Genomic DNA, 26,297 nt, shown 5'->3' on the forward strand with positions numbered 1-26,297 from the left:
TCGCGGAGCCGATAGCTGTCTCCGCGGATGGTGATGACGTGGCTGTGGTGAAGCAGCCGATCGAGGATGGCGGTCGCGACGACAGGATCGCCGAAGACCGAGCCCCATTCTCCGACGGCCCGGTTGGAGGTCACGAGCATGGCGCCGCGCTCATAGCGGCGGCTGACGAGCTGGAAGAACAGTTGCGCGGCGTCGGGCTCGAACGGCAGATAGCCGAGCTCGTCGACGATCAGCAGCTTCGGCTTGGCGTAGTGAGGGAGCTTCTCCTCGAGCCGCCCTTCGTCATGGGCCTTGGCCAGTTGCGCGACCAGCGTCGTCGCCGGCGTCAACAGGACCGAGTAGCCGGTGACGATGACTTCGCACCCGAGCGCGACCGCCAGATGTGTCTTGCCCACGCCCGGCTGGACCAGGAGCAGAACCGCCTCGCCATTGGCGATGAAGCGCCCCGTCGCGATCTCGCGGATCTGTGCCTTGTCAAGGGAAGGCTGAGCCCCGAAACCGAAGCCGCTGATGTATCGCGCGAAGGGGAAGCGGGCGAGGCCGAAGGACATGTCGATCCGGCGCTGGTCGCGGCGTGCGACCTCGCGCTCGCAAAACAGCGTCAGCGCCTCCCGGATCGTGAGTTCGCGGCGGCCGGCCTTGTCGACACCGATGGTCGCGGCCTAGTTCTCTTCGCTCATCCTGCCAGCGTGCAGGACGGTGACGGAGCGGGCCCGCTGCTGGCCGCCTCGCGCCGCTCGTTCCCCTTCATCGAGAAGGTCTTGAGACGGACGTTACAGTTGCTCAAGCAAGAGGCCGATGATTTTGGACAATGCCTTGACTGGTTAACCAGATCTAAACGAGACCATATACTTGTATCGAAAATTCCGCTTTTGATGCTTTGCATCAAGAGGGGGCGGCATTGGACCCGGTTCATCATTTGAAGGACCCGCCTTGGATCTACGGCGATCGGGAACCGCGCTACAGCCCGATGGCGAGGACGGCGGCAATTGTATTGCTCATCGTGCTGATCTCCATCCCATGGTTCCTTGGGGTCGTTTGGCTCTGGTGGGTCCTCTTCGGGGCTGTTGCTGACCTGCTTACGGATGGGGGCGGTCGACACCATGGCTGATCCCCAACCTGATGGTCCAATGGTTTGATGAGTTCCATTTGGCGCAACGCACACGCGACCGCGTCCTGGGTCACGTGACGCTACAGGCTCGGCTGGCCGTTATGGCAGCAAGGGGCTGTATTCGGTGCACGAACTCAAGCAGCTGACCGGCATCACGAAACCCTTGATCGATGACATGCGGGCGATTCTGCTTCCGGCCAAGAAGCGCGCCGATGCCGGTCAGCTCCTTCTCGTGCGCCCCGTGCGTCCTGTCGCACAAAGCACCCGTCGTGCGCGATTGTCTCCAGGGTCCAGGACTTCGGCGCTGGTGCGGTGTTGGCCCTGACTTGGAGCCTTCGCAGCTTTGCTCCCGAAGGTCAGTGCGCGTTCTGGAAGGCCTTCGGGCTGCACAGGGTCCGGATCAGGATCGCGACGTCGAGCCAGATCGACCAGTTGTCGATGTACCAGTGGTCATAAGCGACGCGCCTGGCCATCTTTTCATCGGTGTCGGTCTCGCCGCGCAGCCCATGGACCTGCGCCCAGCCGGTGATGCCCGGCTTGACGTTGTGGCGCCGGGCATAGAGCGCGATCTTGCGTTCGAAGTCGCGGTCATGTGCGAGCGCATGCGGGCGGGGCCCGACCAGCGACATCTGCCCCGCCAGCACATTGAGGAGCTGCGGTAGCTCGTCGAGATTGTAGCGGCGCAGGATGCGGCCGATCCGCGTCACGCGCGGGTCGTTTCGCCGGGCCTGGGCGATGACGGCGCCGTCATCGTTTGTCGTCATGGTCCGGAACTTGAAGATCCGGAAGGCCTGCTGGTTGAAGCCGTAGCGTCGCTGGCGGAACAGCACCGGGCCTGGCGAGTCCAACCGGATCAGGGCGGCCACGACCAGAAGCAGCGGTGCGCACAGCACCAGCATGAGCGCGGCGGCGACGAGATCGAAGCCCCGCTTTAGGGCGATCTGCAGCGCCGAGAGCGGCGGCCGGTTGAGCCGCAGGCTGGTCAGGCTGCCGGTGCGCATGATGAGCGGTCGGTCGAAGCGGTCCATGATCCGCTCGGGCGTCAGATGGATCGCCACCGGCAGGTTCATGAAGGCGTCGATGCAGGCGTCGATGGTCTCCTGATCCGACCAGGGCAGGGCGATGAAGACGGAGTCCGGCTGCTTGGCCCGGCAGTTCGCCACCGCGCTCGCGAGATCCGCGGCCAGCGCGGCGGCGGGGTCGTTGATCCGGCGGGCATCGTTGCTGCGCAGGAAGGCGACGTCGACGATGGCTAAGCCGACATTCCAGGGCTGGTGCCGCGAGACGAAGGACATCACGTCGGGCTCGCGGCCGATCAGGAAGACGCGCTCGGTGGTGATGCGGCCGGTCTTGCTGCCGATCGAGATCGTCCGCACCATCGCCGAGCGGGCGAGCGCGATGACGGGGATGCCGGCGAGGTAGCTGGCGAGGACGACGCCGCGCGAATAGTGGTCGGCGATCTTGGCGAGGAACAGGATGGCGACGAAGGCCACCATGGTCAGGTTCCAGACCGCGAACGCCGAGGCGATCTGCCCCTTGGTCGAGAGATAATTGGAGAACTGATAGCGGCCGCGCGTCGCGTTCACGAAGACGAAGATCGCGGCCAGCATCAGGGCGAGTTCGAGGGTCACCTTGTCGGCCCGCGGATCGCCATAGACCGGCAGGTGGTAGGCCAGCGACACAATCCCCACCATCAGGGCCACGGTCGCCGCGTCGGTCGCGGCGGTGACCAGCCAGAGCCAGTGGCGCCAGGCGCGGGCGCGGCGCTCGCGGCCCGCATAGGTGGCCAGTCCGATGTCGTTGACGCTCATCTGGTTCGTCGCCTCCGCCGAAGCCCGGGGGAGCTGTGCGGCAGCGGCACAGATCCTCGCTCTCGGGCTGGTCTCGGCGGTGGCAGCGCAAGCGGTATACCGCAGGGGAACGCGCCAAAATGGGCTGTTCCGTCGGCCGAAGCGCGGATAATCGCTGGATTTTTGGTGAATTGGGACGTCTTGCACGACGGACGCGTGTCGGCCTGATCCGTTCTGGAACAGCGGTCGTGGCGCTGTGCGCGCCGCTCAGCCGGCCGCGATGGCGGCGAGGCGCTCGGCATTCAGGAGCCGCACACCGTCCGGAACGAGCAGGATCATGCGCTCGCGCGACAGCCGGGTCAGCGTCCGACTCACCGTCTCGATCGTCAGGCCGAGACAATCGGCGATGTCCTGCCGTCCCATCGGCAGCGGCACGGTGACGGAGGCGCGGCCGATGCGGGCGAAGCGTTGCTGCAGCCCGAGCAGGAAGCAGACGATCCGCTCCTGCGCATTGCGGCGGCCGAGCAGCATGAGCTGTTCCTGCGCCAGGGACAGTTCATGGCTCGCCTGCTCATGCAGGCGCCGCAGCAGCGTGGGTCTGGCATCGACGAACCGCGAAAATCCGGCGCGAGGAAAGGCGCAGGCCATGACCGGCCCGATCGCGTCGGCGGAAACACCGGCGGTCTGCGCCAGCGACAGTCCGATGAAGTCCCCCGGCAGCGCAAAGCCGACGATCTGGCGGCGTCCGTCCGAGAGCAGGGTGTAGAGGCGGGCGCAGCCGCAGGTGATGGTGTAGAGGCTCGTCGCGGGCTGCCCCTGGACCATGAGCATCTCGCGCGTGCCGAACCGGACCGAGGTCGAGAGGACCTGCAGATCGAGGAGGTCGCCCTCGGGCAGGGCGGCACAGATGCTGTGGGGACGCGTCTCGCAGCCCAGGCAATCCCGGCCGAGAGGGACGCCGCACCCCTGTGCCAGCCGATGATGCACGTTGAGCCCTCACGGGCGCGCTCGTTGCCGGCGCCCGAGCTCATTCATATGCCTGTTGCACCGCAGCGTCACCCTCTTACGCCATGCCGGGCCGACATGGCGAGCGGCCCGCTGCCGCCTTGGCGCGGGCGTTCGGCAGGGCTAGGTCTGCGTCGCCACCATGATGCGGGGACCTGCCATGACGATCGCTTCGGAACCATCGCAGGGGCCCCGCATCGTGCGTGGCGGCAAGGCCATCTATGGCGCGCCGCTCGGCATCCTGATGCTGGAGGCGCGCTTCCCGCGCATCCTCGGCGACATGGGCAATGGCGGCACCTGGCCCTTCCCTGTGCTCTACCGCGTGGTCGGCGGGGCGAGCCCGGACAAGGTGGTGCTGCAAGGCGCCGACGGCTTGTTGCCGGACTTCATCGCCGCGGCGCAGGATCTGGTGCGGCTGGGGGCCGAGGCGATCACCACCAACTGCGGCTTCCTCTCGCTGTTTCAGCGCGAGCTCTCAGCCGCCGTCGGCGTGCCGGTCGCGACCTCCTCGCTCATGCAGGTGCCCTGGGTGCAGGCGACGCTGCCGCCCGGCCAACGGGTCGGCGTCGTCACGGTCTCTGCCAGAAGTTTGACGCCGGCGCATCTGGAGAAAGTGGGGGTGCCACTCGACACTCCGGTAACGGGGACGGAAGGCGGCCGCGAATTCTTCCGCGTGCTGATCAAGGCAGAGAAGGAGGACATGGATGTCGATCTCGCCCGGCAGGACGTCGTCGACGCGGCGCTTGATCTCGTGGCGCGACATCCCGACGTGGGTGCGATCGTGCTCGAATGCACCAACATGCCGCCCTATGCGGCGGCCGTGCAGGCGGCGACGGGGCGGCCGGTCCATGACGTCTATTCGATGATCACGTGGTTCCATGCAGGTTTGAGGCCGCGAGCCTTCTGAATGCGATCAGGCCCGGTGCCGTTGGTTCTCGAATGCGTCACATCGGTCACAATGCAACAGATGTGACGGGCGTTGCGGGTTGTCGTCTTGGGCGGCCTGGCCACTGGCGATCGCATTCAGTGATGGTTCATCGAACAGCAGGGAAACGGTGGGCGTCCGCCACTGCGGTTCCAATGTGTCGTCCTGCTTCCGAGGGGCCGGTTTGGGAGCGGCCGTTGTGAAGCGTGTTGACGCCTTCCCCGTTATGAAGGCCGCGGAGTGACCGCAAGCGAGCCGGCATGGTTGGCCACCGAGCCCCCCAGCCGTCATGCGCCTCAGGGCTGAACCGGCGGCGGTGTCGGGTGCCACGCCGGAACTCCATACAGGCCACGCTGATGTTTGATGACCTCGGACCGACGATGCATCCGGCTCAGCATCGCGCGGATGGAGCCGGACGTCTGTCCCAGGACTCGGGCGATCTCGTTGGGACCTATCGGACCTTGCACCCGCAGCAGATCGAGTATCTTGTCGCGCTCGGGGAACCGGCTTCCATCCTCCAGTCGCGGGGCGATCGTCCAGCGCATGGCGTTCGTGTCGAATGCGAGCCGTTCGTTGATTTCCTCGATGTCCTTGCCGCGCGCATAGAGCTTCGTTCCAGCGCTGTCTGTGTCGAGCTTGACGATCGTATCGGCCGCCGCCGTCAAGCCGGTCGATCCCGAAATCTGCTCGAGAGGATCACCTTTGCCGGACGTCTTGCGCAGATGATGGACGACGACGATGCCGACCCGCTCGCGCGCAGCGAGCTTCTGGAGCGCCTCGATGTGACGATAGTCCTGCTGGTAGGCACTGCCATGCGTGGCAGACCGGGACCGAAAGCGCTCGAAGACATCGATGACGATCAAGCGCGGATTGACCGTTTCGCGGATCCAGTCGCGAAGCAGGTCCAGCCCGCCCTCGTCTGCTGGGGGATGCTCGGTGCAGAAGAGGAGGTTGCGTGGCCAAGGCAGGGCCTTCGTCAGAAGGCGCGTCAGGCGACGTTGGATTCGACGCTCATTGTCTTCGAGCGCGAGGTACAAAACGTCGCCGGTGGTCTGCGGCTGCCGACCCAAGCAGGGATCACCACGAGCGACCGAGAGCGCGAGCTCCAGCGCGAACCACGACTTCCCGACCTTGGGCAACCCCGCGAGGAGGGTCAATCCAGTGGGGATGATCCCGTCGAGCAGGAAGTCGAGGGGTTCAAAACTCTTGGACCTCAGCCTCTGGGCGCTGACGGTATGAACGTCCCGCGCCCCAGTTGAAGGACCGCGCAAGCCGGAGTTGGGTATCTCTCGGCTGCGCGTCCCGGTGCTCTTGGATACGCCGTGGCTGAGAGCGTCTGCGTGCAGCGAAGCCGGCATGGTCATACTTTGCCTCCACACGGATCAACCAACCCGGTCGTCGGCAAAGGGATCGCTGCGGTTCGTTGGAGTGAGCAGCCATAGGCCGCTCCCGCATCGCGCGGTCGTCGACTGCGCAGCCGTCGAAGAGCATGGGATGATCGGGCGCTCTCGTCCGCGACAGTCGTGATCGGGGCGGCAAACTGCGGTGGTGTTTCAGGCATTGGCGGCTCCTCGAGCGCTCTCTGGATGGGACACCCGAGCTTCCCGGGCAGGGAGCCGTTCAACGTGGGCGCGGCTATGTTGCCCACGAGGACCCTCGCGCCGCGGAGTGAGACGATGATGTCCGCTCAGCGAAGGGGTGCCTCGACAGCCATTGCCGCGTGCGGCTGCCGGATCCGTGGTGCGTCATGCCAAGGAAGCCGGCCTGGATGTCTATGCCTGATCAAAAGATTATCTGATCCGCCCTGAGAGTCAATTTAAAAAACATCGATCTGCAGGGATTAATTTGTCGTTTCAGCCAATATCGTTTCTTTGTATTGTATAATAGGTATATCAGAAATAAGACTAAGATGAATTGTATGATCTATTAATGTCGTTGACCATGAATGATTATTGTTGATTTATTATTGTTATATTTTATGAACAAATCATCATTTATAAAATTTCATACATTCATAATGCGGATATAGCACGTTTATCACTAAATGAATTGTACGGTGGTCTGAGTCGGCCGTTCCGTTCCGGCGTGAATCGATGTTTCATCCAATCGCTCGTGTTTTGCCTGAATGGTGCTGTCTACGCGCGGCGCCTGACCGACATTTGGTTTGGAGATTGACGCGGCCACGGCCCGTCCTTGCCGGCTCGAGCCGTGTTTCATCGTTATGGCCATCAGACCGGTACTCTGTGTCGGGTTGATTTGATGGTGCGACCGCTCGTTGATGAGAGCCGGCTTGCCGGTGCAGATCAGCGTCAGCCTTGGCCTCGGCCGAAGCCGCTGCCGAGGGAATATGGCTTTGATGAGCTGTGCTGTTGTCGCAGCGATCACCGACCGACGGAAAAGAACTGACGCATGATCGCCACCGCACTCGCATGCTGGCATTGATCCAGCATCCTGATCAGCGACGCAATGACCAAGACGATCTCGGTCGTGCCGCTCAACCCGCCAAGCCGGACCGATGATGTCGTCAACCGTTTGGAGTTCTTGGCTGCTGACACCCGATCCGGTGTCCTGACGCGCTGGTCTCCATTCTCGGGGCCGCCCTCATCGAAGCCCGCCTCGACCAGCGAGCATTGGAAGACCAACAGGCGAAAGGCAACCTCATCGCATACGGACAACCGCGTTACGATGCTCAAGCGGCGGTCGCGCCGGCCACGCCCGATCTGACTGGACGGACATGGGTGCCCTATACGGCTATTCCAGTTGTCGTAGTTCGCGATCCGCAGGGCGATATGCATCCACTTGCCATGCGCTCTTGGCCGCTGTCCCCGCCGCTCGATGTCACTGTTTAGACGCACTGCGACGAGCGTCTGGTCCAGCAGTCCCTTCCTCTTCTTCGCGCATTCCGGCCCGCGAGAGCACGACACGGGGTATGCGCTGTTCTCAGGCCACGGCCTTGAGCGGCGGTATGGCGTAAGCCCATGGCAGCAGATCGTCGATCTGGCCCTGGGGATGGCCGGCGACGATGCGGGTGATGACGTCGACGAGGTAGGCTTGCGGATCGACGCTGTTGAGTTTGCAGGTCTCCACGAGCGAGGCGACGACGGCCCAATGCCTGCGCCGCCATCTGGTCCGGCGAAGAGTGCATTTTTGCGGTTGAGGGCGATTGGCCGGATGGCGCGCTCGACCACATTGGAGTCGATCTCGATGCGGCCGTCGTCGAGGGGCCCGCCGATCGCGAGAGGGCGTAGCGGATGGCCTCGGCGAGCTTGCTCTTCTGACTGACGAGGAGAAGCTTGGCGTGCAGCCACGGCTCCAGCGCCTCGACGCTGGGGCGGCTTCGGGCCTGGCGGACGTCGTGCCGCTCTCCCGGCGCGAGGCGTGCATCTCGGCGACGGCCTCGGCCTCCGGCCGGGTGTAGGCCTCGTTCGGCAGCATCGCCTTCAACGCGAGCTGTGAACGGGCCGCCGGTCAGTCGAGATAGATGCTCTTCACATGCGCATTGATGGCGGCGATGTCCGGCAGAATCCCGCCATTGCGCGCGCGCAGATGGCCCTCGTGCCAGTACCAGTCGTCGAAGCCGACATTCAGCCGATCATAGCCGGCTTCCGCCAGCAGGACCCGCATCGTCTCTCGGCGCGGCTCGACGAAATTGTGCTCGATGGTGAAGAGCGCGATAGCGTGGCGGGAGAGGTCGATGGTTCGGAGGATGTCGAGTTCCGAGCCTTCGGTGTCGAGCGAGACATAGTCGAAACCCGCGCCCGCACGTCCGTCGGCTTCGTCCATCTGGTCGAAGGTCACGGTCTCGACGGTGATCAGGCCGTTCTCGCTGATCGCCTGGCGACGGTGCTCGGCATAGCCGTCGGATTCGGCGTATTCGGCGAGCGTGCCGATCTCCTGCGAGGGGACGAAGGACAGGAGCTGGCCCCCCTCGCGGTGGACGGCTCGCTCGAGGCAGGCGGCCTTGCGGCTCGCGGCGAGCCTGGCGAAGAGAAGCGGATTGGGCTCGACCAGCACGCCGCTCCAGCCATGGTCGGCTTCAAGGAAGCAAGTATTGCTGTGCAAGACCCCGTCAAAAGCGCCGATTTCGGCGAAGCGGCCGTCGCGCCTGTTTAGGCACATGGCCAGAACCCAGCGCTCCTGCTCGATCTGCGAGTTCGTCGGTGTCTCGAAGGCGTGGTGCCAGGGTAGGGCGGGGGAGGCTGTCGGCGGCGTCTTCAAGCGGTCTCATGCCCCTTTGTGGTCATCGTCAGTGCGATCCTGACACAGCTTGCATGATCGAGCGACAAAAGACGCAACCCGCGTTGCAGGCTTGCTGAATATTCTCGTTCGGGTATACATCCTTCGATGACAAGGCAGCCTCCACCGTTGCGCGAGAAGCCGCTGCATTGGGTCGGCTCGTCGAAACGAGACCTCCTGGCTTTTCCGGCCGAGGTGGTCTGCGACATGGGCTACGCGTTGGGCGTGGCGCAACTTGGCGGCAAGCACCCGCATGCCAAGCCGTGGAAGGGAGAGGGCCCTGGCGTTCTCGAGGTGGTCGAGAGCTTCGATGGCGACACGTTCCGCGCGGTCTATACCGTGCGATTCGAGGAGGCGATTTACGTGCTCCACTGCTTCCAGAAGAAAAGCCCGACGGGCAAGCGGACAGCTTCTCTCGATGTGGAGTTGATCGGGGAACGTCTGCGCCGCGCGCAGGAAGACGCCAGGACAAAGCGATGAGTGAAGCGATGGATATCGAACATGGAACCGGCAATGTCTTTGCCGATCTCGGTCTGCCCGACTCCAACGATCGTCAGACCAAGACCCGCCTGGCTCTGGCCGTCAACGACCTGGTGGCAAACCGCAAGCTTCGCCAGATCGATACCGCGCGCTTGCTCGGCATTCCTCAACCCAAAGTATCGGCGCTGGTCAATTATCGTCTCGACGGCTTCTCCGTAGAGCGGCTGATGAGCTTCCTGACCAGGCTGGATCAGGATGTGGAAATCGTGATCAGGCCTCGCAGGGATGATCAAGGCGGTCAGGTTACGGTGCACTCGCTGCGATAAGGCAGGAACCGCCATCCGCGATGGCCTCTGCGTCAATGAATCTCCGGCTCCGGGATCTTCGCCGTCCCTTCGAGATAGTCGAAATCGCAGCCCTTGTCGGCCTGGCGGATATGGGCGGCCGACATCTTGCCCCAGCCGCGAGGATAGTCGCGATCCGGCGGGGTCCAGGCGGCGAGACGGGCGGCGATCTGCGCATCCGTCAGGTCGACAGAGATGGTGCGGGCCTCGACATCGACGCTGATGATGTCGCCGGTGAGGACGGCCGCGAGCGGCCCCCTGATATAGGCTTCCGGCGCGACATGGAGCACGCAGGCGCCATAGCTCGTGCCGGACATGCGGGCATCCGAGATGCGCAGCATGTCGCGCACGCCCTGCTTCAGCAGCTTGCGCGGGATCGGCATCATGCCCCATTCCGGCATGCCCGGCCCGCCCACGGGGCCGCAGTTCTTCAAGACCATGATGTGATCGGCCGTGACGTCGAGGCTCTCGTCGTTCACGGCGCGCATCATCGCATCGTAGTCCTCGAAGACCAGCGCCGGTCCTGAATGCTTCAGCAGGCGCGGCTCGGCAGCGGAGGGCTTGATGACGCAGCCATCGGGCGCGATGTTGCCCTTGAGGACGGCGAGCCCGTTGGCGGTCGTCACCGCATTGTCGAGCGGGCGGATGACGTTGTCGTCATAGACGGTCGCGAGCGCGATCGTCTCGGCGATCGGCTTGCCGGTCACCGTCATCGCGTCGGTGTGGAGCTTGCTCGCCAGCTGTTTCAGCAGCGCCGGAAGCCCTCCGGCATAGAAGAAATCCTCCATCAGGAATTCGCCCGACGGCCGAAGATTGGCGATCACCGGGACGGTCCGCGAGAAGGCGTCGAAATCATCGGGCGTCAGCGAAACGCCGGCGCGGCCGGCCATGGCGATCAGATGGATGATAGCGTTGGTCGAGCCGGCAACCGCCATATGCACCGTCAGCGCGTTCTCGAAGCTCTTGCGGGTCAGGATGCGGTCGGGCGTCAGATCCTCCCAGACCATCTCGACGATGCGCTTGCCCGACGCAGCGGCCATGCGACGGTGGGCGGCATCGGCGGCGGGGATGGCGGATGCGCCCGGCAGGGTCAGGCCCAGCACTTCGGCATGGCTCATCATGGTGGCGGCGGTGCCCATCACCATGCAGGTGCCGTGCGAGCGGGCGATGCCGCTCTCCATGTCCTTCCACTGGTCGTCGGTGATGAGGCCTGCTTCCTTCTCGGCCCAGTACTTCCAGACATCGGCGCCCGAACCCAGCACCTTGCCGGCCCAGTTGCCGCGCAGCATCGGGCCTGCCGGCACGAAGATGAAGGGCAGGCCGGCGCTGCAGGCACCCATGATCAAAGCAGGGGTAGACTTGTCGCAGCCACCCAGCAGCACGGCGCCGTCGAGCGGATGGGAGCGGATCGATTCCTCGGTCTCCATCGCCAGGAAGTTGCGATAGAGCATGGTGGTGGGCTTCTGGTACTGCTCCGAGACCGACATCACGGGGATCTCGACCGGAAAGCCGCCCGCTGCCCAGACGGCACGCTTCACCGCGTCGGCGCGGTCGCGCAGATGGGTATGGCAGGGGTTGATCTCGGACCAGGTGTTGATGATGCCGATGACCGGCTTGCCCATGAACTCGTCATGCGCGAACCCCATCTGCAGCGCCCGCGAGCGATGGCCGAAGGAGCGCAGATCGCTGGCGCCGAACCAGCGCTTCGAGCGCAAGCTGTCGGGCGTCTTGCGGGGATGGGTCGTCATGGCGTGTCCTCGGGTGGTTTTTTGTTGTGCGCACCGTCGGTCTTTCCGGGGCGCAGCGAAGCTGCGAAGCCGGAAGCCACGACCGGGCGAGACGTCGTGACCGGATCTGTAGGTCTCACCCGGTCGTGGGTTCCGGGTTCATCGCTGCGCGATGCCCCGGAATGACACGGGGCTCTTACTCCGCCGCCGCGGCTCTCACCGCGCTCCAGCCGGCGATGATGGCGCGCAATTCTGCCTTTTCATCCGCGTTGAGCTCCGGCAGGCCCGGCAGGCGCACGGGGCCGACATCGGTGCCGAGCAGGCCCAGCGCCTCCTTGACCACCGTGACATTGGCGCCGTTGCCGTATTTCGTCCGCAGCGTCTCGAAGCCGGCGATGGCGTCGACCTGCGCGCGCGCGGCGGCGTAATCGCCTTTCTCCAGCGCCGTCCAGACCGCGAGCGAGCGTTCGGGAGCGACATTGATCAGACCGGAGGTGAAGCCGCGGGCGCCCAGCGCGTAGAAGGGCGCCGCCCAGCCTTCGGCCAGCCCGCAGATCCAGTTGGCGGAGGTCCCCGACGTGGCGCGGACGCATTCGGCCAGCAGCATCATGTTGCTGGAGGCGAATTTGACGCCGGCGACGTTGGCATGCGTCGCGACGCGCACCAGATCCTTCACGCCGATGGCGTCGGAGCGGATATAGGCCACGACCGGCAGCGTCAGCGCCTCGGCGATGGCGACGATGTAGTCGGCCTGGGATTGCGGCGCGGCGAAGGGGTCGAGCGGGTGATGCACCATCACCGCGTTGCAGCCGGCGGTGGCGGCGAGCTTGCCGGTCGCGACCGCCTCCTTCAGCGAACGCCCGATGCCGGCGGTGACGAGCGCCCGGCCGGCGGCGGCTTCAGCTGCGACCGCATGGCTGCGCACGACCTCGTCGGTCGTCATCGGGTAGAATTCGCCGGTGTTGCCAGCCGAGACGATGTTGTGGATGCCAGCCTTGGCGATGTTTGCGACGATCTTGGCCGTCACCTCCCAATCGGCTTCGCCATCGGCGCGCCATGCTGTGGCATGCACGCCGGAGATGCCGCGCAGCGCGCTCCTCACCCGATCCTGATTGTCGTGATCATGTGTCATAGTCCAACCCTTCCGCATCGGCGCCGAACACCTGCCGCACATGGGCTTTCGCCGAGCGGACGATGTGGGCGCGCATCCTTTGTTCTGCGAGCTTGGGCTCGCGTGCCTTCAGCGCGTCGAAAATCGCGCGGTGTTCCTCGAAGCCCTGGCCGCGCTCCGAAGGTTCCGACAACAGCGCGATGCGCTGGGCGTGGTCATACATGCGCTGCCCGTCGAGCCGTCGCTCGAGATAGCCGCAGCCGGAAATCCGGTGAAGCGTGCCATGGTAGGCCTCGTTCAGGGTGACGAGGTCCTCGAGCGCACTGTGCTGCGTGGCATGGGCCATCTCCTCGATCAGCCTGGCGATCTCGACGATGTCGGCGTCGCCCACCCGGTTGGCGGCAATATGGGTCATGACGCTTTCAAGTGCGGCACGGCCCAGCGCCATTTCCAGCGCCTGACGCGCCGAGAACTCGACAAAGACGCCGCGGCGGGCCTCCGTCCGGACAAGCCCCTCGCTTTCGAGCCGGCGGATCGCGTCCTTCACCGGGGTCGTGCTGACGCCGAGCATCTCGGCGAGATGGCGCTCGTTGAGCCTCTCGCCATTGCGGAAGCGGCCAGCGACGATCGCACGGCGCAGCCGCTCATGCACGTGTTCGCGAAGCGAACGCAGGAGATACGGGGCGACGGGTTCGATCGGGAGCATCTCTGACATCATGGTTCCACAGCGGCGCCGGTGCTGCCCGCGAATCCTCGCTGAAGGGCCAGACAGCCCTGACGCCATCACCGCATCACTCACCACAAAGGGCAAGCTGCGGCAAGGCTGAAATTTCAGATTTCAAATCTGAAATCCTGTGCTATGTCGGCGACAAGGGTCCGCGAACGGGCCATGCCGGCCGCCAATGCGCCGGCACGAGGATACGCAAACCGGAGGAAGACAGATGACGATGACACGCAGGGCGATGATCGCGGCCGCATGCCTGATGAGCGCGCCGGCCGCGCTGGCCCAGGCCGATTACCCGGGCAGCAAGGTGGTGACGATCATCGTGCCCTTCGCCGCCGGCGGAACGACCGATCTGCTCGGCCGCATCCTGGCCGACCGCCTGGGCGCGCGGCTCAACGGCAAGTTCATCGTTGAAAACCGCCCCGGCGCGGGCGGGAACACCGGCGTTGCGGCTGCGGCCCGTGCGACGCCGGATGGCTATACCCTGGCGATGGGGACGGTCTCGACCCATGCGATCAATCCCGGCGTCTATGCCAAAATGCCCTTCGACCACATCAAGGATTTCGCGCCGATCTCGCAGGTGGCGAGCGTGCCGAACCTGCTGATGGTCAACATCGACCTGCCGGCGAAGACCGTCCCCGAACTGATCGAGCTGCTCAAGAAGAACCCCGGCAAATACTCGTTCGGCTCGTCGGGGGCGGGCACCTCGACCCATATGGCGGCCGAATTGTTCAAGGTCTCGACCGGCACCGACATGGTCCATGTGCCCTACCGCTCGAGCGGGCAGGTGACGCAGGATCTGCTGTCGGGGCAGATCCAGGTCACCTTCGACAACATCACCATCGCCTGGCCCCATGTCGAGGCCGGCAAGATCCGGGCGCTCGCGACCGCCACGCCCGAGCGGCTCGCCGTCGCCAAGGACATGCCGGCTCTGGCCGAGTTCATCCCGGGTTATGCAGCCGCGTCATGGCATGGCTTCTTCGCGCCGTCGGGCGTGCCCAAGGAGATCGTCGCCAAGCTCTCGACCGAGGTTCAGGCGATCATGCGCGAGCCCGCCGTGATCGAGCAGATGAGGAAGCTCGGCGTCGATCCGGTCGGCTCCAGCCAGGAGCAATTCGCTGCCCAAATCGCCGCCGAGACCAAGCGCTGGGCCGATGTCGCGCAGAAGGCAAGCGTGAGGATAGAGTGATCGACACGGCCAGCGTCTGGACTTAACCGCAGCCGCATTTGCCGTCATTGCGAGGAGCAAAGCGACGAAGCAATCCAGGAGGGCGTAGAGCGAGACGCTGGATTGCTTCGCTCCGCTCGCAATGACGGTGGACGTCAAGCCTTCACCCTAAGCAGATGTTTGGACATGCCATGACCACCCTCTCCGACGAAAACCGCGCCAAACTCAAGCGCGTCTCGACCGCGACCCTGACGACCGCCCTGTTCAAGCGCGGCTTCCGCAACGTCTTCATCCAGGATGTGCGGCCGCTGAGCCAGAAATCCGAGAGCATGGTCGGCGAGGCGTTCACGCTGCGCTACATCCCGGCGCGGGAGGATCTCGATCATCTCGGCACCTTCGAGGGGACGCAGCATCCGCAGCGGCGCGCGATCGAGGATTGCCCGGCCGGCCATGTCATGGTGATCGACTCGCGCAAGGACCCGCGCGCGGCCTCGGCCGGCGGCATCCTGGTGTCGCGGCTGATGCAGCGGGGCGTCGCCGGCATCGTCACCGATGGCGGCTTTCGCGACTCACCCGAGATCGCCGGTATGGCGATCCCGGCCTATCACAACCGCCCGAGCGCGCCGACCAACCTGATCCGCCACCATGCACTCGACATCAACGCGCCGATCGCCTGCGGCGATGTCGCGGTCTATCCCGGCGACATCATCGTCGGCGATGGCGAGGGCGTCTGCGTGGTTCCCGCCCATCTCGCCAACGAGATCGCGCCGGAGGTCTATGAGCAGACCGCTTATGAGGATTTCGTCGCCGAGCGCGTGCGCGGCGGGCAGGGGCTGTTCGGTCTGTATCCGGCCAATGCGCAGACCAAGGCCGAATTCGCGGCATGGCGGCCCGGCTGGGCCTGAGCGTGCGGGGCCGGATGAACGGCGAATGGCCTCGAAAGGCGGATCGTCGCCGTTAACCGCCGCTTGAGACCTCTCTGCAAGGGTCATGGCTCCACCTTACGCGCTGGAGTTGAGCGCGGCCTGACAGAGCGAATCCATCGACGATGACTCAGCGCGCGACCTGGCCGATGCGCTACGATGCCTGGTTCAATCGCCAGTTCGGCATGGCCCGGCTGAATGAGGCCGACGCAGCCGCTCTCCGCCTGGCGCAAGGCGAGCAGTTCGCGCGCGTTCTTCCTGCCATCCTGATGTCCAATCTGCTCTCTGCGGTCCTCGTCGCCATCACCGCGATGTTTCATGGCTGGCTTTGGTTTCCGCTGCTTTGGAGCGCCGCGGTTGTCGTCATCGGGGTGCTCGGCATCCTGCGGATTTCGCGGATCAAGCAACGTGAACGCCAGGATGCGCCTTCTGCGAAATTCAATGATCGTATCCTGATCGATACTGCGATCATGGCCGCGCCCTGGGTGGTGATGGCCGTCGTGATCAATCCCACCGCCGTTCCGGAGATGGAGGTGCTGACCGCGACATTGCTGGCGGGGCTGGTCTGTGCCGGCACCTTCACAATGGCGAGCATGCCCTCGGCGGCTTTGCTTTTCGCAGGCATGATCCTGACGGGACGCATCATCCACATCGCGTTGTCGCCGGTCGATCACATGCTGGAGAACTTGGTCTTCCAGGCGATCTATGGCTCGGTCATGCTGGTGTCGCTGCGCAGCATGGCGCGACTGTTTATCGATCGTGTCCGTGCGATCGGCAGCGCGCAGCAACTCGGCCTCGACGCCCAGATGCATGCGCGGATCGAAGAGGCGCAGCGCGAGGATGTCGAGCGGCAGGCCGAGGCGTTCCGGCACGAGATCGGCACCATCCTTCAGCCCGTGTTTCAGTCCGTTGGTCATATGAATGGCGCGGCCGAGCACCTGGTCGCGATCTCGCAGCGGTCACAGGACAAGCTTGCCAGCGTGCTGACCAAGGTCGGCGAGGCGAAGGCGGATATCGCTTCGGTCGAGTTCTGCTCTCATCGCCTCACCGAGACCATTGCCCTGATCCGCAATGAAGCTGACAGGACGACCCAACTTGTGCGGACGGCAGCATCGGACGTCACGGCCTCCATCGCCATTAAAACGCAGTTGACGCAGGCTGTGCGCGACATCGGCGATGTTTCAGCCCTGATCCGCGAGATTGCCGCCCAGACCAATCTGCTGGCCCTCAACGCGACCATCGAGGCGGCCCGCGCGGGCCTTGCTGGGCGCGGCTTCGCCGTGGTGGCGACGGAGGTCAAGGGGCTGGCCGCTCGCACCGAGGCGGCAACGCAAGAAATTTCACAGCGGATCGAGGAGGTTCGGGCCGCCACGGAACGGTCGCTTGCCGCTGTCATGAATATCAGTGTCTCAACCGAGGCGATCGTGGGCGCGACGGGCGGCATCGTCGTGGCGGTCGATCAGCAGGCGGACGCGATCCGCAGCATGGTGGATGTGCTCGCGCGCTCGGTGCAAAAGACGGAGCAGGCTGCCGGCGCGATCGATCTGGTCGTCGCGGATGCGGCACGCACGATGGAGCATGGCCGGCAGGTGTCCGAGGCGGCTGCGGGCGTCGATGTTTCGGCAACCCGTCTCGACGAGTCCGTCGCCCGCTTTTCCCGCGATGTGGTCAGGGGCTGATCAGCGGGGCGTCCCGTTACCGTAGAATTCGCGATACCAGGCAACGAAGCGCGCAATGCCGGTCTCGATGGGCGTATCCGGCCTGAAATCGACGCGTGCCATCAGGCCGGAGACGTCGGCATAGGTCGCGCGGACATCGCCTGGCTGCATCGGCAAATGGCGCTTGATCGCGGCCTTGCCGCAGGTGGCCTCGATGACCGCGATGAAGTGGTCGAGCTGCACCGGCGTGTGGTTGCCGATATTGTAGACCCGCCAGGGCGCGGCCGCAGTGGCAGGGCCGCGATCACCACCGTTGGCATCCGGCTCCGGCGGCAAAGCTGCCAGCCTGACGATCGCCTCGCTGATATCGTCGATATAGGTGAAATCGCGGCTCATCTCGCCTTCGGCGTAGACGTCGATCGGCTTGCCTTCGAGGATCGCCTTGGTGAACTTGAAATAGGCCATGTCCGGCCGGCCCCATGGCCCATAGACGGTGAAGAAGCGCAGGCCGGTCGCCGGAATGCCGTAGAGATGCGCGTAGCTGTGCGCCATCAACTCGTTGGCACGCTTGGTCGCGGCATAGAGCGAGACCGGGTGGTCGGCGCCGTCATGTTCGCTGAAGGGCACCTTGGCGTTGGCGCCATAGACCGAGCTCGACGAGGCGTAGACCAGATGCGCGACCGGGTGGTGCCGGCAGGCCTCCAGCACCGAGAGAAAGCCGTCGAGATTGGAGTGAGCGTAGGCGCGCGGATGGTCGAGCGAGTAGCGCACGCCGGCCTGCGCCGCGAGATGGATGACGACATCGGGCTTGAAGGCAGCGAAGGCGGCCTGCAGCGCCTCATAGTCGGCGATGTCGATGGGCTGGAAGCTGAAGCCGTTGCGCGGAAGCAGCCGTTCGAGGCGGGCCTGCTTCAGGGCCGGGTCGTAATAGGGCGTCAGGTTGTCGATGCCGAGCACCGCGCAGCCCCGCGCCAGCAGCGCCTCCGTCACATGGAAGCCGACGAAGCCGGCCGCTCCGGTCAGTAGGACGCGTTGCGGTGAAACGCTGGTCATGAGGCCCATGCGCCCTGTCAGGGGAAAGAGGGCGCGAGAGTGCCGAAAACGAACTCCCGCAGGGCCAAATCCAATGTTTCAGATCGCAGCGCGTGTCAATGAAGCGGGTTGGGAGCGCTCAGTCGAGGCCGGGGCGGCTCCATCGTTCGAGGCTTCATCCAGAACCGTGGGATCGCGCCCGAGATCGTCGTCCTGCAGGACGCGCCAGCCGGCCCCTTCAAGGTCGGCATATTGGCCGTTGCGCATGCACCAGAAGAACGCCCCGAGCCCTGCAAGGCCCAGCCCGAGCGCGAGCGGAAACAGGATGACGAGAATGTTCATGATGCGGCCTTTGGGGAAAGGGGCGGTGCGCGCCTGGCCGCGCGCAGGGCGTTGAGCGTCACCACCAGCGAGGATCCGGACATGGCAGCGGCTGCGACGAGCGGCGTCGCCAGGCCGGCGATCGCGATCGGCACTGCGATGGCGTTGTAGAGGACTGCGAACCAGAGGTTCTCGACCATCAAAGCCCGCGCCTTGCGAGCGATGCCGATGCTGGCGGCGACAGGAGAGAGGCTGTCGCCGAGGAAGACGATGTCGGCGGCGGCCTGGGCGAGATGGGTCGCGCTGATCGGCGAAATCGAAACATGCGCCTTGGCCAGAGCCGGCGCGTCGTTCAGGCCATCGCCGACCATCAAGACCTTGTGACCGCGCGCCGCCAGATCGTCCAGCACATGCAGCTTTTCGTCGGGGCGCAGGCCGGACCTCCAGGTCGCTATATCAAGCTCGCGCGCCACGGCCGCCACAGCACTTTCGCGGTCGCCCGAGAGGATGATCACGCCGAGCCCCAGCCGTTTGAGCGCCTCGACACAGGCGCGCGCATCCGGCCTCAATCGCTGGCCGACGGCGAACACGGCCCCTCTCTCGCCATGTCGCCAGGCAATCAGGGACGCGGTCGGGAAATCGGCGCCGACGTCTTGCGCCAGAGCGTCGAGGTCGCAGAAGCTGGCGCTGCCAAGGCGCATTTCGACGCCGTCGACCATCACCGACAGACCCAGGCCCCGATGTTCCTGAGTGCCGCTCGGGGGCGCTGGGCTGCCCGCCGCCCGGCTGATTGCCTGGGCGAGAGGGTGCCGGCTGGCGGCAGCCAAGGCTGCCGCGGCCTGCAGCGCGTCGGTGCTGATCTCGCCTGCGTTGAGCAGATCCGGCTCGGGCAGTGTCAGGGTGCCGGTCTTGTCGAAGACGACCATGTCGGCCTCGGCCAGCCGCTCCAGCGCATCGCCCTCCTTCAGCATGATCTGGCGGCGAAACAGCGCCGACGCCGCGACCACCTGCACGGCGGGGATGGCAAGCCCCAGAGCGCAGGGGCAGGTGATGATCAAGACGGTGATCGCGATAATCAGCGCTTGCTGCCAGGCCAGGCCGAAGGCAATCCAGCCGACCAGCGTGGCCAGCGCGGTGGCATGGACCAGCGGCGCATAGAGCCGCGCGGCCCGGTCCGAGAGGCGAACATAGCGCGAGCGGCTCTCGACCGCCTGGGCCATCAGCTTGTCGATCTCGTCGAGCAGGGTGCCGGTGCCGGCCGCCTCGACGCGCACGCTCAGCGCCCCTGTCAGGTTCATGGTGCCGGCATAGACTTGCACGCCCGGCGCGATCGGGGTCGGGTCGGTCTCGCCGGTGACGAGGCTGCGGTCGATCTCGGAATGGCCGCTCTCGACGATGCCGTCGACGCAGACGCGCTCGCCCGGCTGGACCAGCACCAGATCCCCCGGCGCGATCGCGGCGATCGGCAGGGTCGTCGTCGTGCCGTCGGGCATCAGCCGCGTCGCCGACTCGGCCTTGAGCGCGGCGAGGTTGCCGGCGAGATCGCGGGTGCGCCGGCGCATCATCTGGTCGAGATAGCGGCCGATCAGCAGGAAGAAGATCAGCATGGTGGCGCCGTCGAAATAGGCGTGCTCGGAGTGGTTGGCCGTTTCGACGACCGACATACCGAGCGCCAGCACGATGCCGAGCGTGATCGGCACATCCATGTTGACCGCGCCCGCGCGCAGGGCCCGCAGCGCGCTCTCGAAGAAGGGGCGGCCGGCATAGGCGGCTGTGGGCAGCGCGATCAGGGCCGAGAGCCAGTGGAAGAAATCGCGGGTGACCGGGCTGATGTCGCCACCCTTGCCCGACCAGACCGAGACCGAGAGCAGCATGATGTTCATAGCCGCGAAACCGGCGACGGCGAGGTAGCGCAGCAGGCGCCGCTCCTCCAGCGTGACGCTGTCGCGCTCTGCCGAGGGCAGGAAGGGATAGGCCTTGAAGCCCAGCGCGGCGAGCTTCTCGATCACGCCCTCGGGCCGCAGCGCGCCCTCGGTCCATTCCACCGTGACCCGCTTCAGAGCGAGGTTGACGCGCGCCTTCAGGATTGCGGCGTCCTTGGCAAGGCCGTTCTCGATCGCATGCATGCAACCGGCGCAGCGGATGCCCTCGACCGCCAGCTCCATCCCCGCGACACCGCCCTCGCCATGGCGGACGAAGACGGATAGATCCTGCTGCGTGGCCATGCTCTTTTAGTCCTTCAGCACGACGCGGCTGCGCGAGACGAAGACCGTCTCCGTGCCCTGCATGGCCTGAACGACCAGCGTCCAGCCGCCGCTGTGAACCGCCGGGATGGTGGCGGCGTAGTCGCCGGCCGCGCCTTCGCTGAGCGACGCCGCATGATCCTCGCGTCGGGCGGCGGGGTGTTCCAGCCGCGCCTCGACGAGAAGGCCAGCCACGGGCGCACCCGCGCTGTCGCGCAGCGACAGGCTCACCACGGCGTCCGTCCCGGAGCGGCGAAGTTGGGCGCTCGCCTGCCAGCCGCGCTGCACCTGCGCATGCATGCGGGCGATCTCGCCGTTGAAGCGCTGGCTCGTCTCATAGGCGCTCTTCACGTCGACGCCCGGCATGGTGCGGATCGCGATGGTCATCATCACGGCGTTGACGCCCGCGACGACCAGGAAAAACCCGATCATGCCGGCGAGCACCATGCGGCCGGTGAGGCGGAAGGGCTTGGCTTGGCGCGGCGCGGGCGCTGTCAGATCGATGGGCATGATGAAGGCTCCACAGCAGGACATGGGTTGCCCCCTCAGGGTGCGATGAAATGGTCGGTCGCGGTCACGGTCTCGCCGGCGAAGAGATCGGAGGCGGTGAAGGTGATCGTCTGGGTCTTCTCGGGATGGCTGCCGGCCGGAAGCGTGACCAAGACCCGGACCTCGCGCGAGGTATCGGGCGGGACGGACACGATCGGCCGCAGATCGGCGGTGGCCGTCACGCCGACGGCCTCGAGGCGCAGGCCCGGCAAGCCATGGACCGTGAGCGCGACGGGGCGCTCGTCGGGCCGCTTGTTCAGGATGCGGATGGTGTAGGCGTTGCGGATCGAGCCGTCGCTGAGCAGGACGAAGAGCGGTGCGCGGTCATGCAGGACCGACATCTCGACGGTCCGGCGCGTCGCCAGCTGGTAGACCATGGCGCCGCCGACCACGAGGATCAGCGCGGCATAGATCATCGTGCGCAGGCGCAGCGGATTGTAGATCGGCTTCTCGCCGGCGATGCGCCGCTTGACGTTGTCGTCGGTGTCGTAGGCGATCAGCCCCTTGGGGCGGCTGATCTTTTCCATGACGTTGTCGCAGGCGTCGATGCACAGGCCGCACTGGATGCAGTCGAGCTGGGCGCCGTCGCGGATGTCGATGCCGGTCGGGCAGACGGCGACACATTGGCGGCAGTCGATGCAGTCGCCCGCGGGTTCGCCCTGGGCGCGCAGCCGCTCGGCCTGCCGCAGCGAGACACGCGGATCGCCGCGGTCGTAGCGATAGGTTACGTTGAGAGCGTCGTCGTCGGTGAGCGCGGCCTGGATGCGCGGCCAGGGGCACATATAGTTGCAGACCTGCTCGCGCATGATGCCGGCGAGCGCATAGGTCGTGAAGGTCAGGATCGCGATGAAGGCATAGGCTGTGAACGGCGCCTGCAGCGTCGCCAGGTCGCGCACCAGCGTCGGCGCGTCGGCGAAGTAGAGCACCCAGGCACCGCCAGTCCACCAGGCGATCATCAGCCAGACGAAGTGCTTGGCGCTCTTGCGCCAGACCTTGTTGGCGGTCCATGGGCCTTCGTCTAGCTTGATGCGCTCGCGCCGGTCGCCTTCAAAGAAACGTTCGACCACCAGGAACAGATCGGTCCAGACCGTCTGCGGACAGAGATAGCCGCACCAGACCCGGCCGGCCACCGCGTTCATCATGAACAGCACGAAGGCCGCGATGATCAGCAGGCCGGTGAAGTAGTAAACCTCCTGCGGCCAGATCTCGATGAAGAAGAAGTAGAAGCGCGCATTGGCGAGATCGAGCAGGACCGCCTGGTCGGGCAGGTTGGGCCCGCGGTCCCAACGCAGGAAGGGCAGCAGATAGTAGACGCCGAGGCAAAGCGCGAGGATGATCCATTTGGCGCGCCGGTAGGGGCCCGACACGCTTTGCGGATAGACCTTCTTCGTCGCCGCGAAGAGCGGCAGGTCGCCAAGGTCGGTCTCCTGGGAGGCCATGTTACTGGCCCCCTCCGAGCGAATGGACGTAGACCGTCAGCGCCTTCACGGTTGTCGGGTCGAGGCGCGGGCCCCAGGCCGGCATCACGCCGGCGCGGCTGTTGGTGATGGTCTCGGTCAGTGAGGCCAGATCCATGCCGTAGAGCGAGATCGCGTCCGACAGGTTGGGGGCGCCGAGCTCGAGATTGCCCTTGCCGGCGTCGCCATGGCAGGCGGCGCAGTTGGTTGCGAAGAGTTCGCGCCCGCTGGCAAGGTCGGCCTTGGGTTCGGTCGGCAGGCCGGCGATCTCCCGGACATGGTTGGCCACGGCGCGGATTTCGGCCGGCTTGAGCAGGCCGTCCTTGCCGAAGGCCGGCATCTGGCTGAGGCGGGTGTCGTTGTTGCCGGCGACGCGGATGCCGTGCTGGAGCGTCAGATGGATCTGGTCGAGCGTGCCGCCCCAGAGCCAATCGTCGTCGTTCAGGTTCGGATAGCCCTTGGAGCCGGCGCCGCCGACGCCGTGGCAGGCGGCGCAATTGTCGCCGAAGGCGGCCTTGCCCTGCGCCATCGCGATGCGGAAGAGCGAGGGATCGGCCTTGATCTGCTCGAGCGAGGCTTCCGCGAGACCGCTCGACTGGGTGGCGCGGTGCTGCTGGAGCAGAGCGAGATCCTTGGCGATCTCGATGCGCGAGGCATAGCCGATCACGCCCTGTGTGGCGCCGGTGATCATGGGCCAGGCCGGGTAGACCACCCAGTAGCCCACCGACCAGACGATGGTCGCGTAGAAGATGCCGAGCCACCAGCGCGGCAGCGGCGTGTTGAGTTCGCGAATGCCGTCCCATTCATGGCCGGTCGTGGACACGCCGGTATGGGCGTCCACCTCGTGGTTGTCCTGATGCTCAGCCATGTTCAGTCGTCCTGCAGCGGGGTGCGAGCAGCCTCTTCGAACCGGGCCTTGTTCGACGGCCAGAAGGCGTAGACGCAGACGGCGAGAAAGATGCCGACGAAGTAGAGGAGGCCGGCCGACTGCGCGAAGCGCGCCAGCCATTGGTATGTGGTGTCCATGATGACCTCGCTCAGCGGATGTTGGCTTTGTCGTCGTAGAGCTTGAAGTCGACGAGCGTGCCCAGCACCTGAAGATAGGCGATGAGCGCGTCGGCTTCGGTGATGCGGGCCGGGTCGCCGTCGAAATCGCGGGCCTGGGCCTTGGGATAGCGGGCCTCGAGCTCGCCGGCCTTGGGGTGCTCGGGCGTCGCCTGGGCGCGCAGGTCGGTCGCCGCCTGGGCGATCATCTCGTCGGTGTAGGGCACGCCGCCGCCACGATTGGCGCGCAGCTCGTCGGCGATGTCGTTGAACTTCAGTTCGGTCCTGGCCAGGAAAGGATAGCCCGGCATGATCGACTGCGGCACCAGCGAGCGCGGATCGGCGAGATGGGCGCGCTGCCACTCGTCGGAATACTTGCCGCCGACGCGGGCGAGGTCCGGCCCCGTGCGCTTGGAGCCCCATTGGAAGGGCTTGTCATACATGCTCTCGGCGGCGAGCGAGTAGTGGCCGTAGCGCTCGATCTCGTCGCGCAGCGGCCGGATCATCTGGCTGTGGCAGTTGTAGCAGCCCTCGCGGACATAGATGCCGCGGCCAGCGAGTTCGAGCGGGGAATAGGGGCGCATTCCCTCGACCTTCTCGATCGTGTTCTTCAGGTAGAAGAGCGGCGCGATCTCGACCAGCCCACCGACCGAGATCACCAGCAGCACGCCGATGAGCAGGACGATGGAGTTGGTCTCGAAGATCTTGTGCTTGGCCCAGAGCGACTTGCGCGGGGCCTTGTGTTCGATGCTCGTCATGAGTGGCAATCCTTACTCGGCCGGCACGAGGCTGGGCTGCAGGGGGGTACGGTCCTGGGCGCTCTCGGGCTCGCCGCTGCGGATGGTCATCCAGACGTTGAAGACCATGATCAGCGCGCCGGCCAGGAAGAGCGCGCCGCCGAGCGCGCGGATGACATAGAACGGGTGCATCGCGGCGACCGTCTCGATGAAGGAGTATTCGAGGAAGCCGAGCGAGGTGTAGGCCCGCCACATCAGACCCTGGAGGATGCCCGAGACCCACATCGCCGAGATGTAGAGCACGATGCCGAGCGTCGAGATCCAGAAGTGCCAGTTCACCAGCTTGAGCGAATACAGCTCCTTGCGGTTCCAGAGCCAGGGGACCAGGCAGTAGATCGCGCCGAAGGAGATGTAGGCGACCCAGCCGAGCGCGCCGGAATGGACGTGGCCGATGGTCCAGTCGGTGTAGTGAGACAGCGAGTTGACCGCCTTGATCGACATCAGCGGGCCCTCAAAGGTCGACATGCCGTAGAAGGCGAGCGAGACGACCATCAGGCGCAGCACGGGGTCGGTGCGCAGCTTGTCCCAGGCGCCCGAGAGGGTCATGATTCCGTTGATCATGCCGCCCCAGGAGGGCATCCAGAGCATGATCGAGAAGGTCATGCCCAGCGTCTGCGCCCAATCGGGCAAAGCGGTGTAGTGCAGGTGGTGGGGGCCCGCCCAGATATAGATGAAGATCAGCGCCCAGAAATGGATGATCGAGAGCCGGTAGCTGTAGACCGGCCGGTTCGCGCGCTTGGGCACGAAGTAATACATGATCGCGAGGAAGCCGGCGGTGAGGAAGAAGCCGACCGCGTTATGGCCGTACCACCACTGGAACATCGCATCCTGAACGCCCGACCAGACGATGTAGGATTTCGGCGAGAGGATCGAGACCGGGATGGCGAGGTTGTTGCCGATGTGCAGGACGGCGATGGTGACGATGAAGGCGAGATAGAACCAGTTCGCCACATAGATGTGAGGTTCCTTGCGCTTCGCCAGCGTCATCAGGAAGACCAGCAGATAGACCACCCAGACGATGGTCAGCCAAAGATCGGCATACCATTCCGGCTCGGCGTATTCCTTGGCCTGGCTGACGCCGAGCAGGTAGCCCGTGCCGGCGATGACGATGAAGAGGTTGTAGCCGAGTACCACGAACCAGGGCGAAAGATCGCCCGCAAGACGGGCGCGCGAGGTGCGCTGGACGACGTAAAAGGAGGTCGCGATCAGGACGTTGCCGCCGAAGGCGAAGATCACCGCCGAGGTGTGCAAGGCGCGCAGGCGCCCGAAATTGGTCCAGGGCAGATCGAGATTCAGGGCCGGATAGGCGAGCTGCAGCGCGATGATCAGGCCGACCGTGAAACCGGCGATGCCCCAGAACAGCGAGGCGATGGTGCCGAACTTGACCGGGTCCATGTTGTAATTGGGCCGGCCGTCGATCTCCTGCGGCGCGGGGCCCGTCCCGGCCTTGAAGCAGCGGTTGCCGATCAGGAAGACCGTGCCCAGCGCCGCGGCCATGCCGACCATGGCATGGAAGGCATAGGCGCCGTGATCGGTCTTGGCCGCGATCAGCAGCAGCCCCAGGAAGGCGATCGCCGCGAGCACGATGCCCGCAATCTCGCCCGTCGTCGCCTGTCTGATCGGATTGCCCGTCGTCGCCATGCCCAGCCCCT

The 26,297-nt window shown here is 65.3% G+C and carries 24 protein-coding genes and 2 pseudogenes; 7 read left to right on the plus strand and 19 right to left on the minus strand.

Annotated features, from left to right (window positions below):
* Positions 1-653: IS21-like element helper ATPase IstB (gene istB / locus IP69_RS21010; protein ID WP_082359520.1), on the minus strand; the 653-nt coding region annotated here is incomplete at its 3' end.
* On the opposite strand from istB, the pseudogene IP69_RS22050 reads away from it, so the two are divergent.
* Positions 639-758, plus strand: a pseudogene (locus tag IP69_RS22050) (IS5/IS1182 family transposase); the annotation flags it as partial. The gene istB and the pseudogene IP69_RS22050 overlap by 15 nt on opposite strands.
* A gap of 709 nt (positions 759-1,467) precedes the next feature.
* On the opposite strand, the gene IP69_RS21030 reads toward IP69_RS22050, so the two are convergent.
* Entirely contained in the window at positions 1,468-2,922 is a 1,455-nt protein-coding gene (locus tag IP69_RS21030; RefSeq protein ID WP_054144786.1) for an undecaprenyl-phosphate glucose phosphotransferase, read from the minus strand.
* A gap of 246 nt (positions 2,923-3,168) precedes the next feature.
* Entirely contained in the window at positions 3,169-3,888 is a 720-nt protein-coding gene (locus tag IP69_RS21035) for a helix-turn-helix domain-containing protein (RefSeq protein ID WP_054144787.1), read from the minus strand.
* A 178-nt stretch (positions 3,889-4,066) separates the two neighbouring features.
* Between IP69_RS21035 and IP69_RS21040 the strand changes: the two genes are divergently transcribed.
* Entirely contained in the window at positions 4,067-4,813 is a 747-nt protein-coding gene (locus IP69_RS21040) for an aspartate/glutamate racemase family protein (protein WP_054144788.1), read from the plus strand.
* A gap of 314 nt (positions 4,814-5,127) precedes the next feature.
* Here IP69_RS21040 and IP69_RS21045 read toward each other — a convergent pair whose 3' ends face one another.
* The 4 genes and pseudogenes from IP69_RS21045 to IP69_RS21060 all read right to left on the minus strand — a co-directional run bounded on the left by IP69_RS21045 (position 5,128) and on the right by IP69_RS21060 (position 9,049).
* Complete coding sequence (locus tag IP69_RS21045; protein ID WP_082359519.1) at positions 5,128-6,195, minus strand: AAA family ATPase; 1,068 nt, start codon at positions 6,193-6,195, stop codon at positions 5,128-5,130.
* 1,017 nt (positions 6,196-7,212) lie between these two features.
* Positions 7,213-7,626: a hypothetical protein gene (locus IP69_RS21050; protein ID WP_054144790.1), complete on the minus strand. Its 414-nt coding sequence runs from the start codon at positions 7,624-7,626 to the stop codon at positions 7,213-7,215.
* A 145-nt stretch (positions 7,627-7,771) separates the two neighbouring features.
* Positions 7,772-8,294, minus strand: a pseudogene (locus tag IP69_RS21620) (transposase); the annotation flags it as partial.
* 5 nt (positions 8,295-8,299) lie between these two features.
* Positions 8,300-9,049 carry an FkbM family methyltransferase gene (locus tag IP69_RS21060; RefSeq protein WP_054144792.1) on the minus strand — a complete coding sequence of 250 codons (750 nt, stop codon included), beginning with the start codon at positions 9,047-9,049 and terminating at the stop codon, positions 8,300-8,302.
* A gap of 126 nt (positions 9,050-9,175) precedes the next feature.
* Between IP69_RS21060 and IP69_RS21065 the strand changes: the two genes are divergently transcribed.
* Positions 9,176-9,547, plus strand: coding sequence for a type II toxin-antitoxin system RelE/ParE family toxin (locus IP69_RS21065; RefSeq protein ID WP_054144793.1), 372 nt, complete (start codon positions 9,176-9,178; stop codon positions 9,545-9,547).
* Positions 9,544-9,873: a helix-turn-helix transcriptional regulator gene (locus IP69_RS21070; RefSeq protein WP_054144794.1), complete on the plus strand. Its 330-nt coding sequence runs from the start codon at positions 9,544-9,546 to the stop codon at positions 9,871-9,873. The genes IP69_RS21065 and IP69_RS21070 overlap by 4 nt, the downstream gene beginning before the upstream one ends.
* Positions 9,874-9,905: 32 nt before the next feature.
* On the opposite strand, the gene araD is transcribed toward IP69_RS21070, so the two are convergent.
* The 3 genes from araD to IP69_RS21085 form a co-directional block, all read right to left on the minus strand.
* Positions 9,906-11,639: an L-arabinonate dehydratase gene (araD, locus tag IP69_RS21075; protein ID WP_054144795.1), complete on the minus strand. Its 1,734-nt coding sequence runs from the start codon at positions 11,637-11,639 to the stop codon at positions 9,906-9,908.
* A gap of 175 nt (positions 11,640-11,814) precedes the next feature.
* Positions 11,815-12,750, minus strand: a complete 936-nt coding sequence (locus IP69_RS21080; RefSeq protein WP_054144796.1) for a dihydrodipicolinate synthase family protein — start codon at positions 12,748-12,750, stop codon at positions 11,815-11,817.
* The gene (locus tag IP69_RS21085; RefSeq protein WP_248306928.1) at positions 12,740-13,435 is read right to left on the minus strand and encodes a GntR family transcriptional regulator; all 696 of its coding nucleotides are present in this window, start codon (positions 13,433-13,435) and stop codon (positions 12,740-12,742) included. Before IP69_RS21085 ends, IP69_RS21080 begins: the two co-directional genes overlap by 11 nt.
* Positions 13,436-13,670: 235 nt before the next feature.
* On the opposite strand from IP69_RS21085, the gene IP69_RS21090 reads away from it, so the two are divergent.
* The 3 genes from IP69_RS21090 to IP69_RS21100 all read left to right on the plus strand — a co-directional run bounded on the left by IP69_RS21090 (position 13,671) and on the right by IP69_RS21100 (position 17,223).
* A complete protein-coding gene (locus IP69_RS21090; RefSeq protein ID WP_054144797.1) occupies positions 13,671-14,642 on the plus strand; it encodes a tripartite tricarboxylate transporter substrate binding protein in 972 nt (323 codons plus the stop codon).
* A gap of 170 nt (positions 14,643-14,812) precedes the next feature.
* Positions 14,813-15,526, plus strand: a complete 714-nt coding sequence (locus IP69_RS21095) for a ribonuclease activity regulator RraA (protein WP_054144818.1) — start codon at positions 14,813-14,815, stop codon at positions 15,524-15,526.
* A 143-nt stretch (positions 15,527-15,669) separates the two neighbouring features.
* On the plus strand, positions 15,670-17,223 hold the full coding sequence (locus IP69_RS21100; RefSeq protein WP_054144798.1) for a methyl-accepting chemotaxis protein: 1,554 nt from the start codon (positions 15,670-15,672) through the stop codon (positions 17,221-17,223).
* On the opposite strand, the gene IP69_RS21105 is transcribed toward IP69_RS21100, so the two are convergent.
* From IP69_RS21105 to ccoN, 9 genes are all read right to left on the minus strand, one after another.
* Positions 17,224-18,255, minus strand: coding sequence for an NAD-dependent epimerase (locus IP69_RS21105; RefSeq protein WP_054144819.1), 1,032 nt, complete (start codon positions 18,253-18,255; stop codon positions 17,224-17,226).
* Between the two features lie 78 nt (positions 18,256-18,333).
* A complete protein-coding gene (gene ccoS / locus IP69_RS21110; RefSeq protein ID WP_054144799.1) occupies positions 18,334-18,576 on the minus strand; it encodes a cbb3-type cytochrome oxidase assembly protein CcoS in 243 nt (80 codons plus the stop codon).
* Positions 18,573-20,780: a heavy metal translocating P-type ATPase gene (locus IP69_RS21115; protein WP_054144800.1), complete on the minus strand. Its 2,208-nt coding sequence runs from the start codon at positions 20,778-20,780 to the stop codon at positions 18,573-18,575. The genes ccoS and IP69_RS21115 overlap by 4 nt, the downstream gene beginning before the upstream one ends.
* Positions 20,781-20,786: 6 nt before the next feature.
* Positions 20,787-21,308, minus strand: a complete 522-nt coding sequence (locus IP69_RS21120) for a FixH family protein (RefSeq protein ID WP_197279994.1) — start codon at positions 21,306-21,308, stop codon at positions 20,787-20,789.
* A 35-nt stretch (positions 21,309-21,343) separates the two neighbouring features.
* Positions 21,344-22,786: a cytochrome c oxidase accessory protein CcoG gene (gene ccoG / locus IP69_RS21125; RefSeq protein ID WP_054144802.1), complete on the minus strand. Its 1,443-nt coding sequence runs from the start codon at positions 22,784-22,786 to the stop codon at positions 21,344-21,346.
* A gap of 1 nt (position 22,787) precedes the next feature.
* On the minus strand, positions 22,788-23,672 hold the full coding sequence (gene ccoP / locus IP69_RS21130; RefSeq protein WP_054144803.1) for a cytochrome-c oxidase, cbb3-type subunit III: 885 nt from the start codon (positions 23,670-23,672) through the stop codon (positions 22,788-22,790).
* Between the two features lie 2 nt (positions 23,673-23,674).
* Complete coding sequence (locus IP69_RS21135; protein ID WP_054144804.1) at positions 23,675-23,830, minus strand: cbb3-type cytochrome c oxidase subunit 3; 156 nt, start codon at positions 23,828-23,830, stop codon at positions 23,675-23,677.
* 11 nt (positions 23,831-23,841) lie between these two features.
* On the minus strand, positions 23,842-24,606 hold the full coding sequence (ccoO, locus tag IP69_RS21140; protein WP_054144805.1) for a cytochrome-c oxidase, cbb3-type subunit II: 765 nt from the start codon (positions 24,604-24,606) through the stop codon (positions 23,842-23,844).
* 12 nt (positions 24,607-24,618) lie between these two features.
* On the minus strand, positions 24,619-26,286 hold the full coding sequence (gene ccoN, locus IP69_RS21145; RefSeq protein ID WP_054144806.1) for a cytochrome-c oxidase, cbb3-type subunit I: 1,668 nt from the start codon (positions 26,284-26,286) through the stop codon (positions 24,619-24,621).
* Between the last annotated feature and the right edge of the window lie 11 nt (positions 26,287-26,297).

Origin of the sequence: Allobosea sp. AAP35, assembly GCF_001295925.1 — a bacterium.
Taxonomy (GTDB): Bacteria; Pseudomonadota; Alphaproteobacteria; order Rhizobiales; family Beijerinckiaceae; genus Allobosea.

Bases quoted from the DNA above. Each gene is read 5' to 3' on its own strand.
- IP69_RS21030 (WP_054144786.1), bottom strand. From the start codon at position 2,922: ATGAGCGTCAACGACATCGGACTGGCCACCTATGCGGGCCGCGAGCGC.
- IP69_RS21040 (WP_054144788.1), top strand. From the start codon at position 4,067: ATGACGATCGCTTCGGAACCATCGCAGGGGCCCCGCATCGTGCGTGGC.
- IP69_RS21045 (WP_082359519.1), bottom strand. From the start codon at position 6,195: ATGACCATGCCGGCTTCGCTGCACGCAGACGCTCTCAGCCACGGCGTA.
- IP69_RS21050 (WP_054144790.1), bottom strand. From the start codon at position 7,626: ATGCATATCGCCCTGCGGATCGCGAACTACGACAACTGGAATAGCCGT.
- IP69_RS21065 (WP_054144793.1), top strand. From the start codon at position 9,176: ATGACAAGGCAGCCTCCACCGTTGCGCGAGAAGCCGCTGCATTGGGTC.
- IP69_RS21070 (WP_054144794.1), top strand. From the start codon at position 9,544: ATGAGTGAAGCGATGGATATCGAACATGGAACCGGCAATGTCTTTGCC.
- araD (WP_054144795.1), bottom strand. From the start codon at position 11,639: ATGACGACCCATCCCCGCAAGACGCCCGACAGCTTGCGCTCGAAGCGC.
- IP69_RS21080 (WP_054144796.1), bottom strand. From the start codon at position 12,750: ATGACACATGATCACGACAATCAGGATCGGGTGAGGAGCGCGCTGCGC.
- IP69_RS21085 (WP_248306928.1), bottom strand. From the start codon at position 13,435: ATGCTCCCGATCGAACCCGTCGCCCCGTATCTCCTGCGTTCGCTTCGC.
- IP69_RS21090 (WP_054144797.1), top strand. From the start codon at position 13,671: ATGACGATGACACGCAGGGCGATGATCGCGGCCGCATGCCTGATGAGC.
- IP69_RS21095 (WP_054144818.1), top strand. From the start codon at position 14,813: ATGACCACCCTCTCCGACGAAAACCGCGCCAAACTCAAGCGCGTCTCG.
- IP69_RS21100 (WP_054144798.1), top strand. From the start codon at position 15,670: ATGACTCAGCGCGCGACCTGGCCGATGCGCTACGATGCCTGGTTCAAT.
- IP69_RS21105 (WP_054144819.1), bottom strand. From the start codon at position 18,255: ATGACCAGCGTTTCACCGCAACGCGTCCTACTGACCGGAGCGGCCGGC.
- ccoS (WP_054144799.1), bottom strand. From the start codon at position 18,576: ATGAACATTCTCGTCATCCTGTTTCCGCTCGCGCTCGGGCTGGGCCTT.
- IP69_RS21115 (WP_054144800.1), bottom strand. From the start codon at position 20,780: ATGGCCACGCAGCAGGATCTATCCGTCTTCGTCCGCCATGGCGAGGGC.
- IP69_RS21120 (WP_197279994.1), bottom strand. From the start codon at position 21,308: ATGCCCATCGATCTGACAGCGCCCGCGCCGCGCCAAGCCAAGCCCTTC.
- ccoG (WP_054144802.1), bottom strand. From the start codon at position 22,786: ATGGCCTCCCAGGAGACCGACCTTGGCGACCTGCCGCTCTTCGCGGCG.
- ccoP (WP_054144803.1), bottom strand. From the start codon at position 23,672: ATGGCTGAGCATCAGGACAACCACGAGGTGGACGCCCATACCGGCGTG.
- IP69_RS21135 (WP_054144804.1), bottom strand. From the start codon at position 23,830: ATGGACACCACATACCAATGGCTGGCGCGCTTCGCGCAGTCGGCCGGC.
- ccoO (WP_054144805.1), bottom strand. From the start codon at position 24,606: ATGACGAGCATCGAACACAAGGCCCCGCGCAAGTCGCTCTGGGCCAAG.
- ccoN (WP_054144806.1), bottom strand. From the start codon at position 26,286: ATGGCGACGACGGGCAATCCGATCAGACAGGCGACGACGGGCGAGATT.